The organism is Deinococcus indicus (assembly GCF_002198095.1).
GTDB lineage: Bacteria > Deinococcota > Deinococci > Deinococcales > Deinococcaceae > Deinococcus > Deinococcus caeni.
In genome coordinates this window covers 1-16,917 of sequence record NZ_NHMK01000038.1, presented here as the reverse complement: position 1 = coordinate 16,917, position 16,917 = coordinate 1, and the positions used below count along the sequence as shown (strand labels likewise).

Here is a 16,917-nt window from a genome sequence, read left to right as displayed (position 1 = left end):
GCCCCGCAGGCCCCGGTGACGGGCGCCCACGTGCCGCAGGAGGCCGCACCCATGACGAACGTGATCCGCTCCGCTCCGCCCGCTGCCCGCCGCAGCCCCCGCCAGCGCCTGCTGGCCCGCCTGTGGCGCCACCGGGGCCTGTACCTGATGCTGCTGCCGGGCCTGCTGTGGTTCGCGCTGTTCCGTTACTGGCCGCTGTGGAACGCGCAGATCGCCTTCAAGGACTTCCAGCCGGTGCAGGGCGTCCTGCACAGCCCCTGGGTGGGCCTAGAGCACTTCCAGGCGTTCTTCTCGTCGTTCTACTTCTCGCAGCTCATGACGAACACCCTGGTGATCAGTTTCGCGAAACTGCTGATCGGGCTGCCCCCGGCGATCATCCTGGCGCTCGCCATCCACGAGAGCAGCCGCCGGGGCCTGGCGCGCGTCACGCAGACCGTCACGTACCTGCCGCACTTCCTGTCGTGGGTGATCGTGTTCGGCATCCTGCTCGCCATGCTCTCGCCCGGCAGCGGCCTGCTGAACAAGGGCCTCGTCGCGGCCGGCGGCGACCCCGTGTCGTTCCTGACCGACCCCGGCGCGTTCCGCGCGGTCGTGATCTTCAGCGACATCTGGAAGGAGACCGGCTGGAGCGCGATCCTGTTCCTCGCCGCGCTGATCGGCATCAGCCCCTCGCTGTACGAGGCGGCCGAGGTGGACGGCGCCACCCGCTGGCAGCGCATCCGGCACATCTCGCTGCCCGGCATGCTCGACGTGATCGTCCTCGTGACCCTGCTGCGCCTGGGGCACATCCTGGACGCCGGGTTCTACCAGATCTACGTCCTGTACTCGCTGCCGGTGTACTCGGTCGCGGACGTGATCGACACCTGGGTGTACCGCCAGGGTATCCAGAACTTCCAGTTCTCCCTGGCGACCGCCGTGGGCCTGTTCAAGGGTCTGATCGGCCTGCTGATGATCGTGATCGCCAACCGAGTCGCCCGCCGCTTCGCCGGTCAGGGCCTGTACTGACCCCCATGAATGCCGCTGTGAGGAGCCCCGCATGACCCGAGTCCGCCGCCAGAACGACCGCGCCTTCGACCGTACCGTGAACGCCTTTCTGATCGCCGTGCTGCTCGCCACGCTCACTCCGCTCGTGTACGTCGTATCGGTCAGCCTGACGCCGCTGGGGCAGACGACCAGCCTGCTGCCGCGCGCCGTGTCCTTTAACGCATACGAGGAACTGCTGCGGCAACCCGCCCTGATCCGCGCGCTCGGCAACAGCGTGTTCCTGACCCTGAGCGGCGTGCTGATCAGCATGATCCTGACCGTCTGCACCGCGTACCCGCTGTCCCGCCCGGACCTGCCGGGCCGCAAGTTCCTGACCGGCGTGATCCTGTTCACGTTCCTGTTCAGCGCCGGACTGATTCCGCTGTATCTCGTGATCCGCGACCTGCACCTGCTGAACACGTACTGGGCGCTCCTGCTGCACGGCGCGGTCAGCGTGTACAACCTGCTCGTCATGAAGAACTTCTTCCAGAACCTGCCCGAGAGCCTGGAGGAAGCCGCGAAGATCGACGGCGCCAGCGACCTGCAGGTGCTGTGGCACATCGTGCTGCCGCTGTCCAAACCGATCCTGCTGACCATCGGGCTGTTCTACGCCGTCACGCAGTGGAACTCCTTCTTCGAACCCGTGCTGTACCTGTCCGACGCGCGGATGATGCCGCTCCCGGTGGTGCTGCGCGACATCCTGACCGGCCTGAATTCCGCCGAGTACATCGAGTCCGCCGCCACCACCACCGCCCCACCGGACGGCCTGAAGATGGCGGCCGTCGTCCTGACCACCATCCCCATGCTGCTCGTGTACCCGTGGATTCAGCGGTACTTCACGTCCGGCACGCTGTCCGGCGGCGTCAAGGGCTGACCGGCCCCCCCCCAGCCCAGACCTGCACCGCCCACCCACCCAGACCGTCCACCCCCACCCCGGAGGTTCCACCATGACGCACCTGACCCGCACCACCGCCCGCACCCTGGCCCTCGTGACCATCAGCGCCCTGCTCGGCGCGCACGCGCAGAAAGCCACCGACCTGTCGGTCGCGCTGTACGCCGCGAACCCCGAGGCGCCCGCCCCCACCGCCAGATGGGACACCGGCGAGGTCATCCGCGCCCGCACCGGCGTGAACCTCAAGTTCACCATGCTGCCCACCGGCGCCGACGGCGACAACAAACTCGGATCGCTGGCCGCTGCGAACGACCTGCCGGACCTGTTCGAGATCCGCAACCGCAACCTCTTCTACCAGCTGATCCGCCAGGGACAGGTCGCGCCCGTGTCCAGCCTGCTGCCCCAGATGCCGCAGCGCACCAAGGTCCGCTACGGGAACGCCATGCGTAACGGCCTGGTGAACGAGAACGGGCAGATGTACGGCCTGCAGGAACCCGCCACCCTCAGCCGCCAGTACGGAATCATGGTCCGGCAGGACTGGCTGGAGAAACTGAACCTGAAGACCCCCACCACCCTCGACGAGTTCCTGAACGTCGCCCGCGCCTTCACCGAACGTGACCCAGACGGCAACGGCCGCAAGGACACCTTCGGCTACTGCGGCGTGATCGACTTCGACACCGCGGGCATCCTGCCGGGCCTGGGCCTGGGCAACCACTTTCAGTGGGTGTACGGCGCGTACGGCGTGCCCGGCACCTGGAACTACCGCGCGGGCGCCGCGTTCGCCGCGAACGTCCGCAACCCCAACTACCGCAAGGCCACCGAGTACGTCCGCAGACTCGTGGAGGCCAAGGTCATGGACCCTGACTGGGCCACCGTGAAACGCAGCGACCTGCGCAACCGCTGGCAGCAGGGCAAGTGCGGCCTGTTCTTCGAGAGTGTCGGCGGCCTGATCGCCGGATTCAAGAACTTCGAGGCGAACAACCCCAAGGGCGACCTGCGCTTCGTGCCCGTCCCCAAGGGTCCGAGCGGCAGCCGCTCCATGGGCACCTTTGCGAACGCCGGGACGCTGCTGGTCGTGTCGAAGAAAGCCATGGACGCCGAGAAGGGCCCCGCCATCGCGAAATTCCTGGAGTGGGCGAACAGCGGCGAGGGGTACTACCAGCTGGCCTTCGGGAAGAAAGGCGCGGACTACACCATGGTCGGTGGCATACCGACCGTGACGACCACCAACGTGAACGGCCGCCTCACGAACACGCAGCTGCGCTTCCTGGCCCTGAACGGGCAGGCGGCGGAACTCAAGGGCCGCTACGGCACCCTGAAATTCAGTGACGGCCGCTCCGTGAACGTCTACAACCTGCTGATGGACACCCGCCGCAACAACAACTGGATCGACCGCAGCGGCGACCTCGTCGTGCCCGCCGCGCCCAACCAGGCCGACATCGACCGTTACGTGTCCGAATCCCTGGTGCAGTTCGTGCTCGGGCAGCGGCCCCTGAACGACGGCAACTGGAAGTCCTTCACCGACGGCCTGAACGGCCTGAACTTCGCCGGGTACGAGAAGAACGCCTACGCGGCCCTGAAAGCCGGGGGGTTCGTGAAGTGAGCACTACCAGCCCGCACTTCCATACCCTGAGCGGCGCCGAGGGCCTGCAGGCCCTTCAGGACGACTCCTGCGAGTTGCTGGACTTCGCCAAGCTCAACCTGACCGCCGGACAGAGCGTCAGCGGCGAGTCCGAGGACCGTGAGTACCTGCTCGTCGCCCTGAGCGGTCGCGCCCGCGTGCAGGTGGGTGACCACACTTTCGACTCCGTGGGTGGCCGCGCCAGCGTGTTCACCGGCCTGCCGCACAGCGTGTACATCCCGCGCGGGCACAGCTGGACCGTCACGGCCCACACCGACTTCCAGGGCGCGCTGCCGTCCGCGCCCAGCGACCTCGACGCCGCCCCCTACGAGATCCGCCCCGAACAGGTCAACACCGGCCAGTGGGGCACCCTGAACTACGCCCGCCAGTTCCGCGAGATCCTCGTCGCCCCGAACGGCCTGCCCGCCAGTCGCCTGATCGTCGGGGAGACCCTCACGCCCAGCGGCCACTGGAGCACCTATCCCCCCCACCGCCACGAGGAGAACGTGGGCAGCGAGAAATTCCACGAGGAGATGTACTACTTCCGCGTGTCCAGCCCCGAAGGCTGGGGCCTGACCCGTCACTACTCGCCGGAACGCGGGTACGACGACACGCACACCGTCCGCGACGACACGCTGCTGGCCATTCCGCACGGGTACCACACGTACGTCAGCGCGCCCGGCTACGCCGGGTACTACCTGTGGTTCCTCGCCGGGGATGGCCGCGCGCAGGGCGTGAAACTCGACCCGGACGTCGGCTGGGTGCAGAAGACCGTGGGGATGTTGTGACCACCCCGGTCCCTGCGAATCCCTTCGACCTGAGCGGCCGGGTGGCCTTCGTGACGGGCGGCGGGGTGGGCATCGGGCAGGCGCTGGCCGTGGCGCTCGCGCAGGCGGGGGCGGACGTGGCGATCACCACCTACGGCCATCACGACGGCACGACCGGCACGCAGGTGCAGGCCGCCGGGCGGCGCTTCGCGGCCTTCCAGGTGGACCTCAGCGCGCAGACCAGCGCCGAACTGAACGCCCTGCTCGACCGCGTGGAAACGCAACTCGGGCCGGTGGACATCCTCGTCAACAACGCCGGGATCATCCGCCGCGACGACGCCCACACCTTCACGGACGCCGACTGGGACGACGTGATCGCCCTGAACCAGACCGCCGTGTGGCGCCTGAGCCGCGCCGCCGGGGCCCGCATGCTGGAACGCGGACACGGGAAGATCATCAACGTCGCCTCGCTGCTGGCCTTCCAGGGCGGCGTCCGCGTCCCGTCGTACACCGCGAGCAAGCACGCCGTGGCGGGCCTCACCAAGGCCCTGGCGAACGAGTGGGCCGCGCGCGGCGTGAACGTGAACGCCCTCGCGCCCGGCTACATCGCGACCGACAACACCGCCGCGCTGCGCGCCGACCCGGACCGCAGCCGCGCCATCCTGGACCGCATTCCCGCCGGACGCTGGGGCCGCCCCGAGGACCTCGCGCAGCCCGCCGTGTTCCTCGCGTCGCCCGCCAGCGACTACGTGAACGGCCACGTGCTGGTGGTGGACGGTGGCTGGCTTGCCCGCTGACGTGGCCCGGCCCGCGCCGGCCGGCACGCTGACGGAGACGCTGCGCGCGGCGGGCGTGGTGGGCGTGCTGCGCGCCCCGGACGTGGCGGCTGCCGTGCAGGCGGCCCACGCCGCCGCCCGCGGCGGGCTGCGTTTGCTGGAACTGACCTTCACGACCCCTGGTGTGACGGACGCCCTGCGCACCCTGCGGGCCGAACTGAGCGGCGTGACCGTCGGGGTCGGCACCGTCCTGACCGCCGCGCAGGCCCGCGAGGCCGCTGACGCCGGGGCACAGTTCCTGGTCAGCCCCCACCTCGACGACGACCTGCTGCGCGAGGCGCAGACCCTGGGCGTGCCGTACCTGCCCGGTGTCCTGACGCCCAGCGAGGCCGTGCGCGCCACGCGGCTGGGCGCGCGGGTGCTGAAGGTGTTCCCGGCGGCCAGTGCGGGCGGTCCCGGCTTCATCCGGGACCTGCGCGGCCCGCTGCCGCACCTGAACGTCATGGCGACCGGCGGAGTCCGTCCGCACGAGGCGCCCGCCTACCGGGATGCCGGGGTGCTCGCCGTGGGCCTGGGCGGGCACCTGTTCCCCGCCCGCGCGGTGCAGGGGGGCGACTGGGACGCCGTGGAGGCCGCCACCCGCGCCGCCCTGCGCGAGGCAGGATTGCCGCTGTGACGGGCGCCATGACCCTCCCCACAGGCCACTCCGCACGGTCCCTGGACCTGATCGCACTGGGCGAGTGCATGGTGGAACTGCGCGCGGACGGCCCACTGGGCGAAGCGGCGCACCTGACCCGCGCCTGCGGTGGGGACACCCTGAATGCCCTGGTGAGTGCCGCGCGGCTCGGGAGTCGCTGCGGGTTCATCAGCCGCGTCGGCCGCGACCCGTTCGGCCACGGGCTGCGGCGTGCGTGGCAGGTCGAGGAGATCGACGTGACGCACGCGCCGCTGGTGGACGGCGAGAACGGCGTGTACTTCATCTCGCTGCACGCGGACGGCGAGCGCGAGTTCACGTACCGCCGCGTGGGCAGCGCCGCCAGTGGCCTGAGCCCGGCGGACGTGGACGCCGCGTACCTCGCGTCGGCAGGAACGCTGCTGCTGTCGGGCATCACGCAGGCGATCAGCCAGACCGCTCAGGCCGCCACCCGGCACGCCGCGCGGGTCGCCCGGCAGGTCGGGACGTGCGTGGCGTTCGACCCGAACTACCGGCTGCGCCTGTGGGCCGACCGGGCAGGGGAGAGGGCAGGGCTGGACGCGGCCCGCGCCGCCTTCCGTGAGGTGCTGCCGTGCGTGGACCTGCTGCTGCCCAGCTTCCCGGCGGACACCGCGCTGCTGGACCACATTCCAATAGACGCGCCGGACGCTGCACGAGCGTTCGCTGATTTGGGCGTAACGGTGGCCCTCAAGGACGGCCCGCACGGCGCGTGGCTGTGCGACCCCGGCGGCGAGCCCCTGCATGTGCCCGCGCCGCCCGTCGCGGATGTGCTGGACACAACGGGCGCCGGGGACGCCTGGAACGGCGCGTTCCTGCACGCCCTGACGCGCACCCAGCCGCCTGAACAGGCCGCCCGCGCGGGGCACGCGAGCGCCGCGCACGTCATCCGCCACCGGGGCGCCCTGCCACCCCCCCCTTCCTCTCACGCCCCGCCACCCGGAGACCGCATGACCGATACCGTCCCCACCCCGCCCGCCCTGACCCTGGGCGCCGACTGGTCCCCCGCCGAGCCCGGCGTGACCCGCAAACTCGTCGCGCGCGGGCAGCAACTCATGGCCATGCAGGTCCGCTTCGAGGGCGGCGCGCGCGGCTACCGCCACGAGCACCCGCACGAGCAGCTGACCCTGGTCCTGTCCGGCACCTTCGAGTTCGTGCTGGACGACACGCGCCACACCCTGCGCGCCGGGGACAGCCTCAGCATTCCCGGCGGCGTGCCTCACGAGGCGCTCGCCGTCAGCGCCGGGGAGCTGCTCGACATGTTCACCCCGGTCCGCGAGGACCTCGTCGGCCCCTGACCCCGCCCCCCATTCCTGCACCCGAGGCTTCCCGTGCCCAAAGGCCAGCTCCGCTCCCTGACCCCCCACACCTTCACCGACCCGGACACCGGCGCGGCCGTCACGCGCCTCACGCCGCCCGACGTCACCTGCCACCGCACGTACTTCTACCAGCGCTGCTTCACGCACTCAGGCGACCGGCTGCTGTTCGGCGGCCTGTTCGACGGCGACTGGAACCTCTACCTGCTGGACCTGATGAGCGGAGAGGCCCGGCAACTCACCGAGGGCAGCGGCGACAACACCTTCGGCGCGTTCCTGAGCCCCGACGACCGCGCCGCGTACTATGTCAAGGGCGGGCGCGAACTGCGCCGCGTGCACCTGGACACCCTGCACGAGGACGTCGTGTACATTGTCCCGGACGGCCAGCGCGGCTACGGCACCTGGGTCGCGAACAGCGCGGGCACGCACATGTTCGGCATCGAGGTCGCCGAGGGGGACCTGCTGCCGCTCGACACCTGGGCGGGCTTCCGTGACACCTTCTTCCGCAACCCGCGCTGCCGCCTGATCGTGATCGACCTGCACAGCGGGCGCGCGCAGGTCATCCATCAGGAGGCCCGCTGGCTGGGCCACCCCATGTACCGCCCCGACCCACCCGACAGCGGCCCGGCGGGTGGGCGCGCCCCCACCGTCGCGTACTGCCACGAGGGACCGCACGACCTCGTGCAGCGGCGCATGTGGCTGATCGACGAGGACGGCCGGAACCCCCGCGCCGTGCGGCCGCACGTGCCCGGTGAGTCCTGCACGCATGAATTCTGGGTGCCCGACGGCTCCCGGCTGATCTACGTGCTGTACCGCGCCGGCCAGCGCGAGCGCCTGATCTGCGCGGCCGATCCCGACACCCTGACGAACGAGACGCTGATGCCCATGCCGCCCTGCTCGCACCTGATGAGCAACGCGGACGGCACCCTGCTCGTCGGGGACGGCAGCGGCCCCCCCGAGGACGTCGCCGACGCCGCCGCCCACCAGTTTGACCCCGACCCGTTCCTGCACCTGTTCGACCTGCGCGCCCGCACCACCCGCCCCCTGGCCGGCCACCACTCGTCGTGGCGGGTCCACCTGGACAGCCGGCAGGTCACGCACCCCCACCCGTCCTTCACGCCCGACGAGCAGGCCGTGCTGTTCACCAGCGACATGCACGGCGAACCCGCCCTGTACCTCGCCCGGCTGCCCCACCCCTGAACGCCCTTCATCTGGCGCCTTTAAGGCTTTTGTGCGAGCCGCCCCCGTATCGTGCGGGCATGTTCCCCGAGCAGCTTCTGGCCAATGATGACGTCATGTACCGCGCCGCTCAGGCCATCACGGTGATTCACGCGCACCGCTCCCAGAGCCACTGGTTGCGCGTGATCGCCCTGGCCGACCCGCAGGGACCGGGACGCGCGCCGGCCTTCATCGCCGCGCGCGGCGAGCGGCTGTACCGGCCGGCTGCCAGCATCGGACTGCACACCGACCTGGCGCACACCCAGCACCTGCACACCCGCTGCGGCTCCCCGCTGGGCAGCGACCCGGTCACGCTGCGCGCCCTGATCGGCGGCGGCAACGCCCACGAACTCGAAAGTCACGCCCTGGTCGACCGGGTCGTGACCGCCACCTGGGGACTGGCCGGCGCACTCGACGAGCAGCAGCGCGAACAGACCCGCCCCGCGAGGTCCTTCCGCCTGTGGCGCGCCCCGACCCCGCACACGGTCCGCGAGGCGCAGGACCGGGTGGACGCCTGGACCGCGCAGCTGCGCGCCGCCCTGGGCGACCTGAACTTCGTGCCGCTCAGCGACCTGACCCTCGGCTGGGACGACGTGACCGAGGAAGCCGCGATGCCCGCATCGGCCTGACACGGACTCCGGTTGAAGGTGGCAAGCCTTTCAACCGGAGCTCGCAGCAGACGGAGTTACCGCCCCGGCACGGACCTCCCGTCCGGCGGCGTGGTGCCCCAGTGGCCCGTGCCCGCCGCCCAAGCCCGGCGCGGCGCGGATCGCGGCCTGAAGGTACCGGTGCGCGGCCTGCACTGCGTCCGGCAGGGCCAGCCCCCGCGCGAGGTTCGCGGTGATCGCCGCCGACAGAGTGCAGCCCGTGCCATGCGTATGCCGGGTGTGCTGCCTCGGCGCGCGGAGGGTCAGGTGGTGCCCGCCGGCGCGCAGCTCGTCGGTGACGGTCTCGCCGGGCGCGTGCCCGCCTTTCAGGAGCAGCGGGAGGGTGTCGACCGCACCCGCCGCGCGCAGGGCCGTCCACTCGGGCACGTTCGGGGTGACCAGCGTCGCCAGGGGCAGCAGCTCGTCCAGCAGGGCGCGCAGGGCGCTCGCGTCCAGCAGGGCGTCCCCGCTCTTGGCGAGCATGACCGGATCGACGACCAGCGGCAGATGGCGTCCCCGCAGGGCGTCGGCCACCGCGCGGACCAGTCCCGCGTTGCCCAGGGCGCCCGTCTTCACCGCCGCGACCGGGAAGTCGTCCAGTACGGACCGAAGCTGCGCCGCGACCAGCTCTGGCGGCAGCGGATGCGCGGCCTGCACGCCCCGCGTGTTCTGCGCGGTGATCAGCGTCAGGACGCTCGTGCCGTACACGCCGTGCGCCTCGAAGGTCTTCAGGTCCGCCTGGATGCCCGCCCCGCCGCCGGAATCCGACCCCGCGATGGTGAGCGCAACGGGCATACTCATGCGCTCACCCCCTGTTCCAGCAGCGCCAGCACGCGCGCCGCCGTGACCGGGGCGAGCAGCGCCCCGTGCCGCCCGTGCCCCGCCGTGACGAGCACGCCCGGCAACGTGGGGTGAGGCCCGACCAGCGGCAGACCGTCCGGCGTGACCGGGCGCAGGCCCACGAGGAACGAGGCGACCTCTGCGACGTCCGCCCCCGGCACGAGCGTCCGGGCGGCGCCGCGCAGCCAGCGGGCCGCGTGGGCATCCGGCGTGGTGGCCCAGCTCCGGCGACTCGTCGCGCCGACGTACAGGCCGTCCGGGCGGGACAGCGCGTAGCGGGAGAACCCCCGCGCGGGCGGACCATACCGCGCGCCCACCGCCGGAGCGCCGCGCAGCAGGAGCGCCTGCCCCTGCTGCGCCGTGACCGGAACGCCGAACGCCCCGCTCCATGCGCCCGCGGCGAGGATCACCTGCCCGGCCAACCAGTCGCCCGCGTCCGTCCGCACCCGCACCCTGCCGCCCGCCGGCATGAGGGCCTGCACCTGCGCGGCCACCACCTCCAGCCCCTGCCGGGCCGCGCGCACCACCGACGGCGGGTGCAGGCTCCCCTCGCCCGGCGTGCAGGCCACCCCGCCACCGGGCTGCACGCGGGTCACGCCGGGCCGCAGGTGAACGGGCACGCCCGAGCGTTCCAGCGCCGCCGCCAGCGCAGGCCAGCGCCCCAGTCCCTCCAGCGCGTCCGCGTGCAGGGGCGTGCCGCGCAGCCGCTCGCCGTCCGGCGTGAGCAGGCCCGCCGCCGCCCGCCACGCCGCGCCCGGCCGGTCCGCGTCCAGCACCAGCACGTCCGCACCCGCCCCCCGCAGCGTGAACGCCGCCAGCGACCCGATCAGGCCGCCGCCCACCACGATCACCTCGCGCGCGCGGGTCACGGGTGCACCCTTTCCCGGCCTCCCCCCTCAAGGGGGAGGGGCAAGAACACGTCCAGGCAGATCACACCGGCACTTCCGGGTCGGGCAGGCGCACCACCCCGCCCGTGGGGCTGCTGGGGCTGGCGTGCGCGCGTTCGGGCATCCGTCCGGCCAGGAAGGCCGCGCGGCCCGCCTGCACGCCCAGCGCGAAGGCGTGGGCCATGCCGACCGGGTCGCGCGCCTCGGCGATCGCGGTGTTCACCAGCACGGCGTCCGCGCCGAGTTCCAGCGCCTGCGCCGCGTCGCTCGGAACGCCCAGGCCCGCGTCCACGACGATCGGCACGCGCGCGCCGTCCAGCACGGTCCGCAGCAGCTCGGGGCTGCGCAGGCCGCGCCCGGAGCCGATGGGGCTCGCCAGGGGCATCACGGCGGCGCATCCGGCGTCCTCCAGCGCGCGGGCCAGCACCGCGTCCGCCTGCACGTACGGCAGCACCGTGAAGCCATCTTCGGCCAGCGCCTCGGCCGCGCGCAGCGTGCCGACCGGGTCGGGCAGCAGGTAGCGGGCGTCGGGGATGACCTCCAGCTTGATCCAGTTCACACCGGTCGCCACGCGCGCCAGCCGCGCCACGCGCAGCGCCTCGTCGGCCGTGCGGCACCCGGCGGTGTTCGGCAGGAGTTGCAGGGCGTCCCAGTCCAGGGCGTCCAGCAGGCCGTCATGGCCCGGCGCCCGCAGTTCGACACGACGGATGGCGACGGTCACGATCTGCGACCCGCTTGCGGCGAGCGCCTCGCGCATCACGCCGAAGTCCGTGAACTTGCCCGTGCCGGTCATCAGGCGCGAGGTGAAGGTCCTGCCGCCGAGGGTGAAGGGGTCGGGTGTGTGCGGATTCTGCTGCATTACGAACCTCCGGTGAGTGGACGCGCAGGTTCTCCATTCCGCAGAACCCGCCCCTGTTCCTGCTCGCTCCGCTCGGGGGCAGAGGGCCTGACGGCCCACGCTGCCCCGGAACTCTCAGCCCCCCCCGATAATTCGGACGATCTCGATGACATCTCCGGCCTCCAGGGTGCGTTCCGGCACGCGGGCGCCGGGGTAGAAGTCGTCGTTCACGGCGACCGCCACGCGCGCCGGGTCGATGTTCAGGTCGCGCAGCAGGGCGGGCAGGGTCAGGCCGGGCGTGAGGGGCCGCGCCTCGCCGTTCACGGTCAGGATGGCGGGGCCGGTCACGCGGGCATCCTTCGCAACGCCCCCAGCAGGTCGGACGCGGCCTGGGCGGGGTCGCGGGCGTCCAACACGGCGCGCACGACCGCCACGCGGGTCGCCCCGGCGGCCAGCACCTCGTGGACGTTCGAGGCGTCGATCCCGCCGATGGCGTACCAGGGCAGCAGGGGATTCAGCGCAGCCACGGCGCGCACGTAGGCCAGTCCGGCGGGCGCGCGCCCCGGTTTGGTGGGCGTGGCGTGGACCGGCCCGGCGGCGATGTACGCGGGCGCCTCGGCCAGCGCGGCGTGCGCCTGCGCGGGCGCATGCGTGCTGCGGCCGAGCAGCAACTCCGGCGCGAGCCTGCGCGCCCAGGCGGGCGGCAGGTCCCCCTGCCCCAGGTGCACGCCGTCCGCGCCGCACGCGGCAGCGACGTCCACGCGGTCGTTGATGAAGAAGGGCACGCCGCGCGCGCGGGCCAGCGCCGCCACCCGCTCGCCCAGCGCGATGTAGGGGGTGGCCTCCCAGTCCTTGCAGCGCAGTTGCAGCGTGTCCACGCCACCGTCCAGCGCAGCCTCAAGGCGCGCCAGGAACTCGCCCTGTGGCTGCCCGGCGCGGGGCGTGGCGACGAGGTAGAGCGCGCCCAGGGGGCAGGCACTGATAACGTTCGGGGTGTGTTGCATGGTGAAGTGATTCCTCTGGCGCGGGCCTTCAACGAGGCCAGGGTCAAGACGTGGCTGATTGGTGGGCAGGCCGTCGAACTGTTGTGCGGTGGAGCGGTGCGCGCCCACGACGACATTGATTTCCTGGTGCGGGCCGGGGACGCCGGGCGAGCCCTTCAGGTACTCCAGGACCTGGGGTTGACGCAGGTGCACGGGTCGCTGGAGGCGGGAAACGTGTTCTACCGCCGCGCCGACCTGCTCGTGGATGTCGTGCCGGTCCTGGAGCAGCCGCCCCGCTGCGTGGGGGATCTCGCCGGATTGACGCTGCCCACCGCCTTCCTGACCGACACGCCGGTCGTGCGGGACGGCGTGAGTGTGAACACGCTGACGCCGGACATGCATGCGGCGCTCAAGGGCGTGGTGTCGGCGTTCTACGGCGCGCCGATGCGGGAGAAGGATCTCGTTGATCTGGCGGCGCTGCGGCGCTGCGGGTTCGACGGGTAGGACCGGGGCGGCCCGGCGCGGCTCGTCGGTCACGAGTAGATCTCGCCGCCCAGCGCGCGGAACTCGCGGGCTTTCTCCTCCAGTCCGGCCAGCACGTCGGGGGCGCGCAGGTCGTGGCTGAGTTTCATGGAGCAGAAGTGCGGGCCGCACATGGAGCAGAAGTGCGCGGTCTTCGCCGCGTCGGCGGGCAGCGTCTCGTCGTGCAGCGCGCGGGCCTTCAGGGGGTCCAGGGACAGGTTGAACTGGTCCTCCCAGCGGAACTCGAACCGGGCCCTGCTCAGGGCGTTGTCGCGGGCCTGCGCGCCGGGGTGGCCCTTGGCGAGGTCAGCGGCGTGCGCGGCGATGCGGTACGCGATCACGCCGTCACGCACGTCCTGCCGGTCCGGGAGGCCCAGGTGCTCCTTGGGCGTGACGTAGCACAGCATGGCGGTGCCGTACCACGCGATCTGCGCCGCGCCGATCGCGGACGTGATGTGGTCGTAGCCGGGCGCGATGTCGGTCGTGAGTGGCCCCAGCGTGTAGAACGGCGCTTCCTGGCACACGTCGAGCTGCCGGGTCATGTTCTCGCGGATCAGCTGCATGGGGACGTGGCCGGGCCCCTCGATCATGGTCTGCACGCCGTGGTCCCACGCGACGCGCGTGAGTTCGCCCAGGGTGTCGAGTTCCGCGAACTGCGCGGCGTCGTTCGCGTCCTCGATGCTGCCGGGGCGCAGGCCGTCCCCGAGGCTGAAGGTGATGTCGTACGCCGCGAGGATCTCGCAGATCTCGGCGAAGTGCGTATGCAGGAAGTTCTCGCGGTGATGCGCGAGGCACCACTTCGCGAGGATGCTCCCGCCACGCGACACGATCCCGGTGCGGCGCCGCGCGGTCAGCGGCAGGTGCGCCAGCCGCACGCCGGCGTGGACGGTCATGTAGTCCACGCCCTGCTCGGCCTGCTCGATCAGCGTGTCGCGGTACACGTCCCAGGTCAGGTCCTCGGCCACGCCGCCCACCTTCTCCAGCGCCTGATAGATCGGCACGGTCCCCACGGGCACGGCGCTGTTGCGCACGATCCACTCGCGGGTGGGGTGGATGTGCCGACCCGTCGAGAGGTCCATGATCGTGTCGGCACCCCAGCGGGTCGCCCAGATCATCTTCCCGACCTCCTCCTCAATGGAACTGGTCACGATGCTGGTGCCGAGGTTCGCGTTGATCTTCACCCGGAAGTTCCGCCCGATGATCGTGGGTTCGAGTTCCGGGTGGTTGATGTTCGCGGGGATCACCGCGCGGCCCCGCGCGACCTCCGACCGCACGAATTCTGGCGTGATCTCGCGCGGGATGGCGGCCCCGAATCCCTGGCCGGGGTGCTGGTGGGTCAGGTCGAAGTCCGGTTCCTGGCGCAGCGCCTCGCGCAGGGCGACGAATTCCATCTCCGGGGTGATCTCGCCGCGCCGCGCCGCCTGAAGCTGCGTGATGCCCACGCCGGGGCGAGCGCGGCGCGGGCGGGGCACACGCGGGAACGGCAGCGGTCCACTGACGTCCAGCGCCGGGTGATGCCGCTCCCGCGCCAGTCCCAGCCGGGTGTCCCCGGCCAGCCAGGGGCGCGCGTGCCTCAGCCCGGCGCGCAGATCCACGCTCAGGCGGGCGTCCGTGTACGGCCCGCTCGTGTCCGGCACGAGCAGGGCCGGATTCGGCACGGTGCGGGTCAGGTCACCCACGCGTTCCAGCGTCGGCGACTGCCGGATGCGCCGCGCGGGCACCCGCACCCCTGCATGAATGGTGCCGGTCAGGTACACCTTCTCGCTGTTCGGGAACGGCGCGGTCAACTCCGGGTCGAGAATCGTCAGGGCTTCGGTCACAGGGTCGGTCAGGGTGCTCATGGGAACTCCAGGAAAATGGGAACAGGACAGGGCCGCCGGACGCGAACAGGGCGTCTGGAACACGACTCTGGCCGGACACGGCAGGCAGCGCTGGGTCAGGCGGAAACAGGCAGGGAAGAGGCAGGGGGCGGGCCGCGCCGCCGTGAAGTCAGCGGCGCGCTCCTGCCGGTCAGGTCACGGGTCTTGCAATCAAAAAACGCCCCCCTCACGCGTCGGAGGGGGGCGAAACACGACAACTGTTTCGGCACCCGTCACGCTCCCTCCGCTGGTACAAACCAGATCAGGTTCCTAGGGTTGAACACGACGTTCTCTCAGCCGCCCGCAACGCGCGGGCACGGCACCCCTGGTGACTGCCCCGAGTGTACACCGCTGCCCACACACTTGACACTCCCAGGCAGACAGGCCGGGGATTCTTGCCGTCTTGTAGACCAAGAGTTTCCACGCCTGTTGGAGTCGTGTGCCACTCGACGTCATGAGGGCGCGGAGAAGGAGAAACGTCGGTCGGCACGTCATTGTCTCCGTTGCGTCTTGGAGGGAATTGTCGGCCGTGACAAGCCCTGTACGCCAGCATCTGCGCGGCCCGCTCAACCGGTGGTACGTCGGCGTCCGGAACGGGCAGTGGCGGCGGTCCAGCGGGCGCGGCCGCAGACTGCCGCGCCTGCCACATGGCCCAGATGCCGGTCGTGACGAGGGCCGTGGCGCCCAGGTGGAGCAGGATCATCTGCGGGTCTGAGCCGCTGCGCAGGACGTCGAGGACACCCACGGCGGCGCTGCCCAGGACTGCGAGGGCGGTCAGGCGCGCTGTGAGTGGCTCGGACCGAGCGATCAGTGACGCGAGCAGCAGGGGCGCCAGGACCACTGCGAGTGGGAGTAAGGCGGGCGTCAGCGCGTCCACGACCACCACGACTACCAGTGTGATCAGACTGGCCCGCGCAATGGGAAGCTGGTCGGGCTGGTCGAGCAGGCGCAGCAGGTCGCGGGTGACGGCGGGTGGGGCGGGCCGCATCAGATCAGGCCTGCGCGGAAGGCCTTGATGTCCGCCTGCGTGCGGTCCGTGGCCTGCAGTTTCTCCAGGATCTCCCCGATGTGCTTTTTCACTAGGCCGACACTGATCCCGAGGGTGGCCGTGATGTCCTTGTTGGCCTGCCCGTCTGCCACGAGGCGCAGGATGGCCATGTCCCGCTCGGTCAGGGGGGACATGGGCGCGCTGCCCTGCACGGTGTGCAGCAGGTGCCGCGCACTTTCCGGGTCGAAGAACACTGCGCCCGACGCGGCCGAATGGACTGCCTGGCGGAGCGTCTCGGTCAGGACTTTGTTTTGAACGCTTCCTTCGTGGCCTCATCGCCGCCAACGTGCCGGGGTCGAGGCCGTTGAGGCGTGAAGCCCGCCGCCCGTAGGAATTCATAGGTGCGCCCGAGATGGACGGACATTCCGTACTGCTGCTGAAGCCAGTCTTGAACGTCTTTACCGGACCAGACGATGCCCTGCTCGAAGTCAGCGTGCAGTCGGGCGGCCAGGGTCTGTTGTTGCTCGGCGGTCAGGAGGCGGGGGGCGCCCTGGTTGACGTGACGCGCGTCACGGAGGCCAGCGAGCCCCTGTTCGCGGTAGCGCTTGACCAGTCCGTAGACGGTGACCCGGTTGTACCGGGTCACCTGAAGGATCTCAGGTACGGGGCGTCCTTCTGCGAGGAGGGCGAAGAGTTGGGCTCTGCGGCGTTCGACGGCACAGGTACTGGCCCGGTAGAGATGCCAGAAGGTGTCAGCGTCATGCGCGAGAGGGGCGGTCAGAGGGATCTGTTTGATGCCGCAATTATAATCTATTTAATCGGAGTCCGTACGAGGGCAAGATGCCCGGCACTGAAGGTTCAGCGGGAGAACGCGTAGGGAACCAGAGGCAGTGGTTACACAGATGACTAGTGGATGGCCACAGGCTTGGCTTGATTTAAGCTGAGGGATGGGACGACAGAAACAGTTTGTGGTGGCGTTATCGGCACACGAGCGGCAGGAACTGACGGACATGACCCGCAAAGGCGTC

Annotated in this window: 18 protein-coding genes and 1 riboswitch; of the genes, 10 read left to right on the top strand and 8 right to left on the bottom strand. The window is 71.1% G+C overall.

Features of this window, described 5'->3' with window-relative positions; all coding sequences use genetic code 11:
- The first annotated feature begins 51 nt into the window (after nt 1–51).
- From CBQ26_RS20595 to CBQ26_RS20555, 9 genes are all read left to right on the top strand, one after another.
- Complete coding sequence (locus CBQ26_RS20595; protein WP_216360394.1) at nt 52–1,005, top strand: ABC transporter permease; 954 nt, start codon at nt 52–54, stop codon at nt 1,003–1,005.
- 31 nt (nt 1,006–1,036) lie between these two features.
- Complete coding sequence (locus tag CBQ26_RS20590; protein WP_088250480.1) at nt 1,037–1,897, top strand: carbohydrate ABC transporter permease; 861 nt, start codon at nt 1,037–1,039, stop codon at nt 1,895–1,897.
- 73 nt (nt 1,898–1,970) lie between these two features.
- Nucleotides 1,971–3,518, top strand: a complete 1,548-nt coding sequence (locus CBQ26_RS20585) for a type 2 periplasmic-binding domain-containing protein (protein ID WP_088250479.1) — start codon at nt 1,971–1,973, stop codon at nt 3,516–3,518.
- On the top strand, nt 3,515–4,324 hold the full coding sequence (gene iolB / locus CBQ26_RS20580) for a 5-deoxy-glucuronate isomerase (RefSeq protein ID WP_088250478.1): 810 nt from the start codon (nt 3,515–3,517) through the stop codon (nt 4,322–4,324). The genes CBQ26_RS20585 and iolB overlap by 4 nt, the downstream gene beginning before the upstream one ends.
- Nucleotides 4,321–5,100, top strand: a complete 780-nt coding sequence (gene kduD, locus CBQ26_RS20575) for a 2-dehydro-3-deoxy-D-gluconate 5-dehydrogenase KduD (protein ID WP_088250477.1) — start codon at nt 4,321–4,323, stop codon at nt 5,098–5,100. The genes iolB and kduD overlap by 4 nt, the downstream gene beginning before the upstream one ends.
- Nucleotides 5,090–5,755, top strand: a complete 666-nt coding sequence (locus tag CBQ26_RS20570; protein WP_229844319.1) for a bifunctional 4-hydroxy-2-oxoglutarate aldolase/2-dehydro-3-deoxy-phosphogluconate aldolase — start codon at nt 5,090–5,092, stop codon at nt 5,753–5,755. Before kduD ends, CBQ26_RS20570 begins: the two co-directional genes overlap by 11 nt.
- 8 nt (nt 5,756–5,763) lie before the next feature.
- Nucleotides 5,764–7,089 (top strand): PfkB family carbohydrate kinase, encoded by a 1,326-nt coding sequence (locus CBQ26_RS20565; RefSeq protein ID WP_143342231.1) that lies wholly within the window; start codon nt 5,764–5,766, stop codon nt 7,087–7,089.
- A 33-nt stretch (nt 7,090–7,122) separates the two neighbouring features.
- Complete coding sequence (locus CBQ26_RS20560; RefSeq protein WP_088250475.1) at nt 7,123–8,307, top strand: oligogalacturonate lyase family protein; 1,185 nt, start codon at nt 7,123–7,125, stop codon at nt 8,305–8,307.
- 59 nt (nt 8,308–8,366) lie between these two features.
- A complete protein-coding gene (locus CBQ26_RS20555; RefSeq protein WP_088250474.1) occupies nt 8,367–8,954 on the top strand; it encodes a hypothetical protein in 588 nt (195 codons plus the stop codon).
- A 30-nt stretch (nt 8,955–8,984) separates the two neighbouring features.
- On the opposite strand, the gene thiD is transcribed toward CBQ26_RS20555, so the two are convergent.
- From thiD to thiE, 5 genes are all read right to left on the bottom strand, one after another.
- A complete protein-coding gene (thiD, locus tag CBQ26_RS20550; protein WP_088250473.1) occupies nt 8,985–9,773 on the bottom strand; it encodes a bifunctional hydroxymethylpyrimidine kinase/phosphomethylpyrimidine kinase in 789 nt (262 codons plus the stop codon).
- Nucleotides 9,770–10,681, bottom strand: a complete 912-nt coding sequence (locus CBQ26_RS20545) for an NAD(P)/FAD-dependent oxidoreductase (protein WP_088250472.1) — start codon at nt 10,679–10,681, stop codon at nt 9,770–9,772. Before CBQ26_RS20545 ends, thiD begins: the two co-directional genes overlap by 4 nt.
- Before the next feature lie 61 nt (nt 10,682–10,742).
- Entirely contained in the window at nt 10,743–11,558 is an 816-nt protein-coding gene (locus CBQ26_RS20540) for a thiazole synthase (protein WP_088250471.1), read from the bottom strand.
- A 114-nt stretch (nt 11,559–11,672) separates the two neighbouring features.
- Nucleotides 11,673–11,885 (bottom strand): sulfur carrier protein ThiS, encoded by a 213-nt coding sequence (gene thiS, locus CBQ26_RS20535; RefSeq protein ID WP_244898106.1) that lies wholly within the window; start codon nt 11,883–11,885, stop codon nt 11,673–11,675.
- Nucleotides 11,882–12,541 (bottom strand): thiamine phosphate synthase, encoded by a 660-nt coding sequence (thiE, locus tag CBQ26_RS20530; protein ID WP_088250470.1) that lies wholly within the window; start codon nt 12,539–12,541, stop codon nt 11,882–11,884. Before thiE ends, thiS begins: the two co-directional genes overlap by 4 nt.
- 6 nt (nt 12,542–12,547) lie before the next feature.
- On the opposite strand from thiE, the gene CBQ26_RS20525 reads away from it, so the two are divergent.
- Nucleotides 12,548–13,024 (top strand): nucleotidyltransferase domain-containing protein, encoded by a 477-nt coding sequence (locus CBQ26_RS20525; protein ID WP_172418192.1) that lies wholly within the window; start codon nt 12,548–12,550, stop codon nt 13,022–13,024.
- 29 nt (nt 13,025–13,053) lie between these two features.
- Here the strand turns inward: CBQ26_RS20525 and thiC are convergent, their stop codons facing one another.
- From thiC to CBQ26_RS20510, 3 genes are all read right to left on the bottom strand, one after another.
- Nucleotides 13,054–14,883, bottom strand: coding sequence for a phosphomethylpyrimidine synthase ThiC (gene thiC / locus CBQ26_RS20520; RefSeq protein ID WP_088250468.1), 1,830 nt, complete (start codon nt 14,881–14,883; stop codon nt 13,054–13,056).
- 239 nt (nt 14,884–15,122) lie between these two features.
- Nucleotides 15,123–15,238, bottom strand: a riboswitch (TPP riboswitch).
- Between the two features lie 650 nt (nt 15,239–15,888).
- Nucleotides 15,889–16,143 carry a response regulator transcription factor gene (locus CBQ26_RS20515; protein ID WP_088250467.1) on the bottom strand — a complete coding sequence of 85 codons (255 nt, stop codon included), beginning with the start codon at nt 16,141–16,143 and terminating at the stop codon, nt 15,889–15,891.
- A 44-nt stretch (nt 16,144–16,187) separates the two neighbouring features.
- Nucleotides 16,188–16,670: a winged helix-turn-helix domain-containing protein gene (locus CBQ26_RS20510; protein ID WP_280522614.1), complete on the bottom strand. Its 483-nt coding sequence runs from the start codon at nt 16,668–16,670 to the stop codon at nt 16,188–16,190.
- Nucleotides 16,671–16,917: the final 247 nt, after the last annotated feature.